This is a genomic window from Streptococcus mitis subsp. hohhotensis (assembly GCF_020089495.2).
In the GTDB taxonomy this organism is placed as follows: Bacteria; Bacillota; Bacilli; order Lactobacillales; family Streptococcaceae; genus Streptococcus; species Streptococcus hohhotensis.
Genome location: NZ_JAIRCA020000004.1, coordinates 46,393 through 55,365 on the forward strand (window position 1 = coordinate 46,393; position 8,973 = coordinate 55,365).

Genomic DNA, 8,973 nt, shown 5'->3' on the forward strand with positions numbered 1-8,973 from the left:
TTTAATTCCAGTCCTGTGTCCATTCATCTTTGATGGCATGATAAGCTGCAACAGGATCCTCAGCTTGGGTAATGGGACGTCCCACCACGATATAGTCACTACCTATTTGATAGGCATCCGCTGGCGTCATAACGCGTTTTTGGTCTCCAACTGCAGCACCTGTAGGGCGAATCCCCGGTGTCAGACAGATAAAATCTGGATTGGTAGCCTGCTTGATGAGTTGCACTTCCTGAGCCGAGCAAACAACTCCATCCAAACCCGCTTCAGCTGTCTTCTTGGCATAGTGGATAACTGACTCTTGCAGGCTGGTTTGGATATTTTGAAACTCCTGCATCTGGGCTTCTGACGTTGATGTCAGCTGCGTTACAGCGATCAATTGGGCTTGACTTCCAAGACCTTCACGCGCAGCCTTCATCATCTCTACACCGCCAGCAGCATGAACATTGGTCATGTCCACACCAAGCTGAGACAAGACCTTCATGGCCGACTTGACTGTATTGGGAATGTCATGCAGCTTGAGATCCAAAAAGACACTATGACCCAAGCCTTTTAAGTAGGACACAATCTCAGGCCCTGCTGCGTAATAAAGCTCCATCCCTACCTTTAGATAAAGGCTTTCTTCCTCTGGAAAAAGAGCTAAAAATTCCTTGACCGCCTCAAAACTAGGAAAATCAAGAGCAATGACTGGACGATGTTCTCGCATAGGTTTCTCCTTTTTACCTTTGCTAGTGAGAGAGTCTAGACACAAGAAGCCACGAAAAAAGGAACCTGCCAACAGCAAGGTTCCACGAAAAATAGGTAGTCTCCACCCTTTCACCGTCTAACCTTAGCTGCCTCTCTGGACTGCTTTAAAGGTTTTTTACTATTCTATTATTTCTACTAGCACTTGTCAAGTAAAAACATAGCAACTAAAGAGCTATAGGAGAAAAGGTAAACCTAGCGACGCGGTGAACGCTGACTTGTTTGATTTCGATTGCTTTCTTCCTCCATTTTTTTCTTCTCTTCTTCCAATTTTTTCTGCTGTTCTTCCAGTCTTTTCCTCTCTTCCTCTTTCTGTTTCTTCTCAGCTTCTTCGGCCTCTTTTTTAGCTTTTTCTTCTGCTTCCATAATTAATTTATCCGCTACAGTGTAGCTGTAAATTCCAGCTTCCATGTCGACCACACTTGGTTCTGACAATTGTGGCTTAATCTTACTGTAGTAAGGCAATTTCTTGCTCATTTCAGACAGGGGAACCAAGACCTCGTCCGAATCATTCATCGTCAATCGAATTAAATCTGATGTAACCTTGCTTGGGGCTAGTTCCACCTTTTGGATAGCCGCCTTGAGTTCTGGGCTAATTTGAGCAAGTTCTGACGCAAAACTTTTGATTTGTTCGCTATCATTAAAGAGAACAGATAAATAAGTTTCTGGTAAACTGACCAGGCTCACAGAACTAGTCTCAAGCTGACCACTAGAAAGAATAGGATAATGATTTTCTCCAGAAATATAGTAGGCAACAATATCATATTCCTTGACCTTGATAGTGAACTTAGTTGGAAATTGATAAACAAGCTGAGCTGATTCAACCCAATAATTAGACTTGATCCGCTCTTCATATTTTGCCTTATCTAGCAGAAGGTTAATCGTATAATCCGAATCCTGAATGCCTGAAGCCTGTCGAATATCATCAGCCGTAGTTTGCACCGTTCCCTCAATACGGATATCCTTCATGGTCGCATAAGGACTGAGTAGGTAGGCAGAGACGACCAATAAAAATAGACTTGGAAATAAAATCGTTAAGGCTCGTAAGATATGGAGGCCAGGAATCTTGTCTTTAGCTGGTTTTTCTTTTGTAACCTTTTTAGCAAGCTTTTTATCCTGGTTCTCGTCCTCTTTAGACCCTGATTCTTCTATCTCTTCTTCCTCTTTGTCACCCTCTGAGGATACTACTTTTTCTTCAGACTCTCTCTTAGCTGATTCTTCATCTTCTGGGTCCGCTTCACTCTCCGAACCCCCCTTGTCCTCTGACTTCTCAGATTCTTCTCCCATTCGAGCTTGTCTTTCCTTTTCCTTCTCCTCAGCTAGGGCCGCCTCTTCTTCAGCCTTCTTTTTTAGATATTCTTGGTTTCGTTTCTGCCATTCTGATAACTCTTTAAATTCTTCGAGGATTTCTTTGCCCTCATTTTTCTTATCTTTTGACATTTACTTTCCTTATGATAAATCTTTTTTCAATAATTCATAAAAATCTGCGAGAGATTTTAATTCCTTAGAAGCCTTCATCTTAGCTTGGTAATCTTCCTTGTGGCTTAGTAAGTGAGAAAGCTTCTCTTCCAAACTATCCAAGGTCAAATCGCTTTCTTGAAGCTCTTCTGCATAGCCTTTCTTAACAAAGTAGGCTGCATTTTCAATCTGGTCTCCACGACTAGCTTCACGACCAAGCGGCACAATAACATGTAATTTTGCCATCGCCAAAAGCTCAAAAATCGTATTGGCACCACCTCGTGTCACAACAATATCAGCCAATTCCATTAAGGGTTGATAGAGATTGGTCACATAGTCAACACGAAAAAGATTTTGGCTCAACTCGTTCAGACTAGAATCTCCAGTTAAATTGATAATATTGTAGCGCTCTGTCAGTTCTTTCTTATGGTCTGTCACCAATTGGTTAAAGACACGAGCACCTGCAGAACCGCCAACAAACAATACAGTTGGCAATTGGGAATTAAAGTGGGTTTGGATATCCACCAATTCATCAGGTTCTGGAGTTTTTTGATTTGAAACCTTGGTAACTGCTCCCACATGCTCAACCTTAGACAAACTTGAAGCTTGCTCAAAGGTTGAATACATCTTCGTCGCAAATTTATAGGCTATTTTATTGGCCAAGCCCATAGACAGGTCAGATTCGTGAATAAAGACAGGCACTCCTAAAACACGCGCAGCGATAACTGGCGGCACAGAGACAAAGCCTCCCTTTGAAAAAAGGGCCTGTGGACGAAGTCTCAACATGATAAAGAGCGATTGGACAATTCCCCAGCCAACTTTGAAAATATCCAGCATATTTTGCCATGAGAAATAACGACGCAATTTCCCAGTAGCGATAGAATGGAAGGTGACATCTAGACCCGACTTGAGGATTTCTTGGTGTTCGATACCACGCTTGTCCCCAATATAGTGGACTTCCCAGCCATCTTCGATGAACTTGGGCATTAACAAAAGATTGAGGGTCACGTGTCCAACCGTCCCCCCACCTGTAAAGACAATTTTTTTCATATTATTCCTTTAACTCCGCTACCGTGTCGATAAAGAGGTCGCCACGTACTTCAAAGTTAGCATACATATCCCAGCTGGCATTGGCGGGACTGAGAAGGACTACGTCTCCTTGAGTCGCAAGCTCATAGGCCTTGCGGGTCGCATCTGCAATATCAGTCGCATCCACATAAGTCACACCAGCCTTATCTGCTGCTCGTTTGACACGTTCTGCAGACTGACCGAGGATGACCATCTTCTTGAGTCCAGTAATATCTGGAACCAATTCGTCAAACTCATTACCACGGTCCAAACCGCCTGCAATCAAAATAACCTTGCTGTTATCAAATCCTGACAAGGCTTTTTGAGTAGCCAAGATATTGGTTGATTTACTGTCGTTATAGAATTTGATACCCTTGATTTCATCCACAAATTGAAGACGGTGTTTGACACCACCAAAGGCTGAAAGAGTTTCTTTGATGGTTTGGTTATCTACACCACGAAGCTTGGCCACAGCAATAGTCGCAAGGGCATTTTCTACATTGTGGCTACCTGGAACTCCGATTTCATTCGCTGCCATGACTACTTCCCCACGGAAGTAGAGTTGACCATCTTCCAGATAAGCTCCATCAACCTTTTCCTGTGTTGAAAATGGTACAACAGTGGCTTGTGTTTTAGTAGCCAATTCTTTTGCCAAGTCTTGGTTAAAGTTCAAGACCAGGAAATCAGCTGCTGTCATCTTGTTCTGAATATTCCACTTGGCTGCTACATATTCCTCAAAAGAACCATGGTAATCAATATGAGTTGGCATGAGGTTGGTAATAACCGCAATCTCTGGATGGAATTCTTGAATGCCCATTAGCTGGAAAGAAGAAAGTTCCATGACCAGCGTATCCGCATCTGACGCAGTTTGAGCCACTTGGCTGGCAGGATAGCCGATATTTCCTGATAAGAGACCATGTTGACCAGCAGCAGTCAAAACCTCTCCAATCATAGTCGTTGTGGTTGTTTTTCCATTTGAACCTGTGATACCGATAATTGGCGCTTCTGAAATCAAGTAAGCCAATTCTACCTCAGTCAAGACTGGAATTCTCTTGGCCAAAGCCTTTTCAATCATAGGATTGCTGTATGGAATACCTGGATTTTTCACCATAAGGGCAAACTCTTCATCCAAGAGTTCCAAAGGATGACCACCTGTGATAACCTTAATCCCTTCTTCCAGCAAACTTTGGGCAGCGGGATTGTCCTCGAAAGGTTTCCCATCATTTACTGTCACAATGGCACCTAGCTTGTCCAACAAACGAGCTGCAGATTCACCTGACTTGGCCAAACCTAAAACAAGGACTTTCTTATTTTTAAATTGATCTATTACTTTCATGTCTCGAACTCCATTTCTACTCCTACTATTTTACCATTTTTATGGAAATAATTCTAAACGAAAATGCTCAGATTCAGCATTCTAACAAGCAAAAAGAGAGCCAAAACTCTCTTTTTATCTTCTTTTGTTTTTACTGACCGACATGAGGGTAATATCTCGCAAGCTAAAGTATGCTAGGAAGAGCATAGCGATTGCGATAAAAAATTCTGTCGGTAGCTGAAAGATTTGCAGGACAGACAACATGAGCAAAATCAAGAGTGCTACGAAAGCAAAGACGACAAGGACGATATTGACTGTCCCTTTAATGCTTTCTGGTGTCGCAAATACATAGAGTAGTAATAAGAGTAGTCCTATGATTAAATAAACCATCTTTATCTCTTTCTAGCTCTTATTCAGCTGATTTTTTCTTCTTGTTAGCTTTCTCACGCTCTGCCTTGTTAAGGATTTGTTTACGCAAACGGATAGACTCAGGAGTTACTTCCATGTACTCATCATCATTCAAGAACTCAAGAGACTCTTCAAGGGTCAAGATACGAGGTGTCTTGATAACAGCTGTTTGGTCCTTAGTAGCTGAACGAACGTTAGTCATTTGTTTCGCCTTAGTGATGTTAACTGTCAAGTCGTTTTCACGAGAGTTTTCACCGATGATCATTCCTTCGTAAACCTCAGTACCTGGGTTGACAAAGATCGTACCACGTTCTTCGATAGACATGATTGAGTAAGTTGTAGCCTTACCAGCATCGATAGAAACAAGGGCACCGCGGTGACGACCACCAATTTCACCTGGAATCAATGGCAGGTATTGGTCGAAGGTATGGTTCATGATACCGTAACCACGAGTCATTGACAAGAACTCAGTTGAATATCCGATCAAACCACGCGCTGGAACAAGGAAGACCAAACGAGTTTGACCATTACCAGTTGAAATCATATCCAACATTTCACCCTTACGTTCAGAAAGGCTTTGGATAACAGACCCTTGGTATTCTTCTGGAGTGTCGATTTGAACACGTTCAAATGGTTCACATTTAACACCGTCGATTTCTTTTACGATAACCTCTGGACGAGATACTTGAAGTTCATATCCCTCACGACGCATTGTTTCGATAAGGATTGACAAGTGCAATTCTCCACGTCCTGAAACAGTCCATTTATCTGGTGAATCAGTTGGATCAACACGAAGGGAAACGTCTGTTTGCAATTCTGCCTGCAAGCGTTCTTCCACCTTACGAGAAGTCACCCATTTACCTTCTTTACCAGCAAATGGTGAGTTGTTAACCAAGAAGGTCATTTGAAGAGTTGGCTCATCGATATGAAGGATTGGAAGAGCTTCGACTGCATCTGTCGGAGTGATAGTTTCACCGACAAAGATATCTTCCATACCTGAAACGGCAATCAAGTCACCTGCTTTTGCTTCTTGGATTTCACGACGTTCCAAACCAAAGAAACCGAAGAGTTTTGTAACACGGAAGTTTTTAGTTGTACCATCAAGTTTAGAAAGGGTAACTTGGTCCCCAACCTTAACAGTACCACGGAAGACACGTCCGATACCGATACGTCCAACGAAGTCGTTGTAGTCCAAAAGTGAGACTTGGAACTGCAAAGGCTCATCTGAGTTATCTACTGGAGCTGGGATATGGTCGATAATCGTGTCAAAGATTGGTGCCATAGTAGCTTCTTGGTCAGCTGGATCATCTGACAATGAAGAAGTTCCGTTGATCGCTGAAGCATATACCACTGGGAAGTCAAGCTGGTCATCATCTGCACCAAGCTCGATGAAAAGTTCCAATACTTCGTCCACTACTTCTGCTGGGCGAGCTGATGGTTTATCGATTTTGTTAACAACCACGATTGGGACAAGGTCTTGTTCCAAGGCTTTTTTCAATACGAAACGAGTTTGTGGCATTGTTCCTTCGTAGGCATCTACGACCAAGACAACACCGTCAACCATTTTCATGATACGCTCAACTTCTCCACCGAAGTCCGCGTGTCCTGGTGTGTCCATGATGTTGATACGAGTTCCGTTGTAGGCAACGGCTGTATTTTTAGCAAGGATGGTGATTCCACGCTCTTTTTCGATGTCGTTTGAGTCCATAGCACGCTCTGCCAATTCAGTACGTGCATCAAGCGTTTCTGATTGTTTCAATAATTCGTCAACGAGGGTTGTTTTACCGTGGTCGACGTGGGCGATAATCGCAATGTTACGGATATCTTCTCTTAATTTTGTCATGATTTCCTCTATAGTATTCAAAATTTATTTTCTAACTGAACGATTATACCATATTTTCAAGTAAATAACATAACTCAAGCAAGTGTAAATGTTTTCACTCTGCTTTTCTTTTCACGTCAAGCCTTTTCAAAGTATACAACTTATGATAAGATAGGCACAGTATGCGTTTAGATAATTTATTAGCCCAAGAAAAAATCAGCCGAAAGGCCATGAAGCAAGCGCTTCTCAAAGGGGAAATCCTAGTCGATGGTTGCCCAGCCCGCTCCCTAGCCCAGAATATCGATACAGGACTGCAGGAACTCCTCTTTCAGGGCCGAATCATTCAAGGCTATGAGCACACCTACCTTATGCTTCATAAACCTGCTGGTGTCGTGACAGCCAACAAAGACAAGGAACTTCCAACCGTTATGGACCTGCTTCCACCTGATATTCGGTCTGACAAGCTCTATGCCGTCGGCCGATTGGACCGAGATACGACCGGTCTTCTCCTTTTAACCGATAACGGCCCTTTGGGCTTTCAACTCCTTCATCCCCAATATCATGTCGATAAGACCTACCAAGTCCAGGTTAATGGACTTCTGACACATGCCCATATCCAAGCCTTTCAAAAAGGAATTGTCTTTTTAGATGGCACTATCTGTAAACCTGCTAGGCTAGAGATTCTATCTGCAAGTCCTTCTCTCAGTCAAGCCTCTATCACTATTTCAGAAGGAAAATTTCATCAAGTTAAGAAAATGTTCCTCTCAGTGGGTGTCAAAGTGACCTCCCTCAAACGCACCCATTTTGGGCCTTGGAGTTTGGATGAGAATCTTCAAGCAGGAGACTATCGCCCCCTCAACTCAGAAGAGCTGACAAGCATTCGTGACTTTCTCAGAAAAAGTGGTTAAAAAATGAGCTCGGAAACATCCGAGCTTACTGAAAAAGTCATCAAATTGATGGCTTTTTTGTTATACTAGAGATGAGGTGAAATGATGCTTGATAATCAGTTAACTATGGATGTCAGTCCTTATTCTAGTTTGTATGATATCGTGGTTCCTAAAACCCACTTTTTACGTCAGCTAACTGAACTCTGTGATTTTAGCTTTATTTATGATGAACTAGAAAAGAATTATCGTCCCGATTTTGGGCGTAAAGCTTATTCACCGATTATGATGTTCAAATATCTCTTGTTAAAAGATATTTATAAGTTATCAGATGTAGATGTGGTAGGACGTTCCTTGTCAGATATGGCCTTTAAATTTTTTCTTGGTCTAGCTCCTGAGGATTCTGTTATCGAGCCATCCTCTTTGACAAAATTTAGAAAGCTAAGAATTAAAGATGATAAACTGCTTGATGTATTGATTCAGAAGTCTGTTCAAATTGCACTCGAACATAACTTGATTAAGAGTAAAATCCTCATTGTGGATGCCACTCACACCAAATCTCATTATAATCATAAGAAACCCCAAGAAATCCTTAGAGAGCGTTCAAAAGCTTTACGTAAAACAATTTATCAACATTCAGAAGATATCAAAATAGAATTTCCAAAGAAACCTCAGGAAGATAACCTCGAAGCAGAGTTGACCTATACAGAGGAATTAATGGCTGTGGTTGAAAAACACGAGGAACTCTTAGCCCTACCGGCTGTGTCTCAAAAGTTCAATTACCTAAAAGAGGCTGTCGAGGACGACTTAGAACACTTGGAAGCTTCTGTTAAGGAGGAGGCTAGGCTTGGACATAAGACAGCCGACAGCTCTTTCTATGGATATAAAAGTCATATCGCTATGACGGATGAACGGATTATTACTGCTTGCGTGGTCACTTCTGGTGAACAAAGCGATGGGAAATATTTACCTGAGTTATATGCCAAAACAAAGGAAAATAGTCTGGACATCGAGACTATTATTGGTGATGCGGCTTATTCAGGAAAGGACAATATTCAACTAGCTCGCAAAGAAAAGATTCATTTGGTGTCAAAACTGAACCCTTCAGTTTCAAAAGGTTACCGTAAAGAAGAGGATGCGTTTGAATTTAATAAAGATGCAGGGCTATTTGTCTGTCCAGAAGGACACATGGCTGTTCGCAAAGCAAGGACAGGGAAAAAATATCAAAATAAGAATCAAGTTGTCACTCATTACTTTGACATTGAGAAGTGCAAGAG

The 8,973-nt window shown here is 42.0% G+C and carries 8 protein-coding genes; 2 read left to right on the top strand and 6 right to left on the bottom strand.

Going from position 1 to position 8,973, the window contains the following annotated elements:
- Window position 1: 1 nt before the first annotated feature.
- The 6 genes from pyrF to typA all read right to left on the bottom strand — a co-directional run bounded on the left by pyrF (window position 2) and on the right by typA (window position 6,833).
- Entirely contained in the window at window positions 2-703 is a 702-nt protein-coding gene (gene pyrF / locus K4Z77_RS02710) for an orotidine-5'-phosphate decarboxylase (protein ID WP_224218356.1), read from the bottom strand.
- Between the two features lie 233 nt (window positions 704-936).
- Entirely contained in the window at window positions 937-2,181 is a 1,245-nt protein-coding gene (locus K4Z77_RS02715; protein WP_224218357.1) for a cell division protein FtsQ/DivIB, read from the bottom strand.
- A 9-nt stretch (window positions 2,182-2,190) separates the two neighbouring features.
- Window positions 2,191-3,249, bottom strand: a complete 1,059-nt coding sequence (locus tag K4Z77_RS02720) for a UDP-N-acetylglucosamine--N-acetylmuramyl-(pentapeptide) pyrophosphoryl-undecaprenol N-acetylglucosamine transferase (protein WP_224218358.1) — start codon at window positions 3,247-3,249, stop codon at window positions 2,191-2,193.
- Between the two features lies 1 nt (window position 3,250).
- Entirely contained in the window at window positions 3,251-4,603 is a 1,353-nt protein-coding gene (murD, locus tag K4Z77_RS02725) for a UDP-N-acetylmuramoyl-L-alanine--D-glutamate ligase (protein WP_224218359.1), read from the bottom strand.
- A 114-nt stretch (window positions 4,604-4,717) separates the two neighbouring features.
- On the bottom strand, window positions 4,718-4,972 hold the full coding sequence (locus tag K4Z77_RS02730; RefSeq protein WP_000262672.1) for a DUF3165 family protein: 255 nt from the start codon (window positions 4,970-4,972) through the stop codon (window positions 4,718-4,720).
- 19 nt (window positions 4,973-4,991) lie between these two features.
- Complete coding sequence (typA, locus tag K4Z77_RS02735) at window positions 4,992-6,833, bottom strand: translational GTPase TypA (protein ID WP_000164111.1); 1,842 nt, start codon at window positions 6,831-6,833, stop codon at window positions 4,992-4,994.
- 161 nt (window positions 6,834-6,994) lie between these two features.
- On the opposite strand from typA, the gene K4Z77_RS02740 reads away from it, so the two are divergent.
- On the top strand, window positions 6,995-7,720 hold the full coding sequence (locus K4Z77_RS02740) for a 16S rRNA pseudouridine(516) synthase (protein ID WP_224218360.1): 726 nt from the start codon (window positions 6,995-6,997) through the stop codon (window positions 7,718-7,720).
- 84 nt (window positions 7,721-7,804) lie between these two features.
- Window positions 7,805-8,973, top strand: a 1,169-nt coding sequence (locus K4Z77_RS02745) for a transposase (protein WP_224218361.1), incomplete at its 3' end; no start/stop codon positions are given.

Excerpts from the sequence above, each read along its gene's own strand:
- pyrF (WP_224218356.1), bottom strand. The coding sequence starts at position 703 with ATGCGAGAACATCGTCCAGTCATTGCTCTTGATTTTCCTAGTTTTGAG.
- K4Z77_RS02715 (WP_224218357.1), bottom strand. The coding sequence starts at position 2,181 with ATGTCAAAAGATAAGAAAAATGAGGGCAAAGAAATCCTCGAAGAATTT.
- K4Z77_RS02720 (WP_224218358.1), bottom strand. The coding sequence starts at position 3,249 with ATGAAAAAAATTGTCTTTACAGGTGGGGGGACGGTTGGACACGTGACC.
- murD (WP_224218359.1), bottom strand. The coding sequence starts at position 4,603 with ATGAAAGTAATAGATCAATTTAAAAATAAGAAAGTCCTTGTTTTAGGT.
- K4Z77_RS02730 (WP_000262672.1), bottom strand. The coding sequence starts at position 4,972 with ATGGTTTATTTAATCATAGGACTACTCTTATTACTACTCTATGTATTT.
- typA (WP_000164111.1), bottom strand. The coding sequence starts at position 6,833 with ATGACAAAATTAAGAGAAGATATCCGTAACATTGCGATTATCGCCCAC.
- K4Z77_RS02740 (WP_224218360.1), top strand. The coding sequence starts at position 6,995 with ATGCGTTTAGATAATTTATTAGCCCAAGAAAAAATCAGCCGAAAGGCC.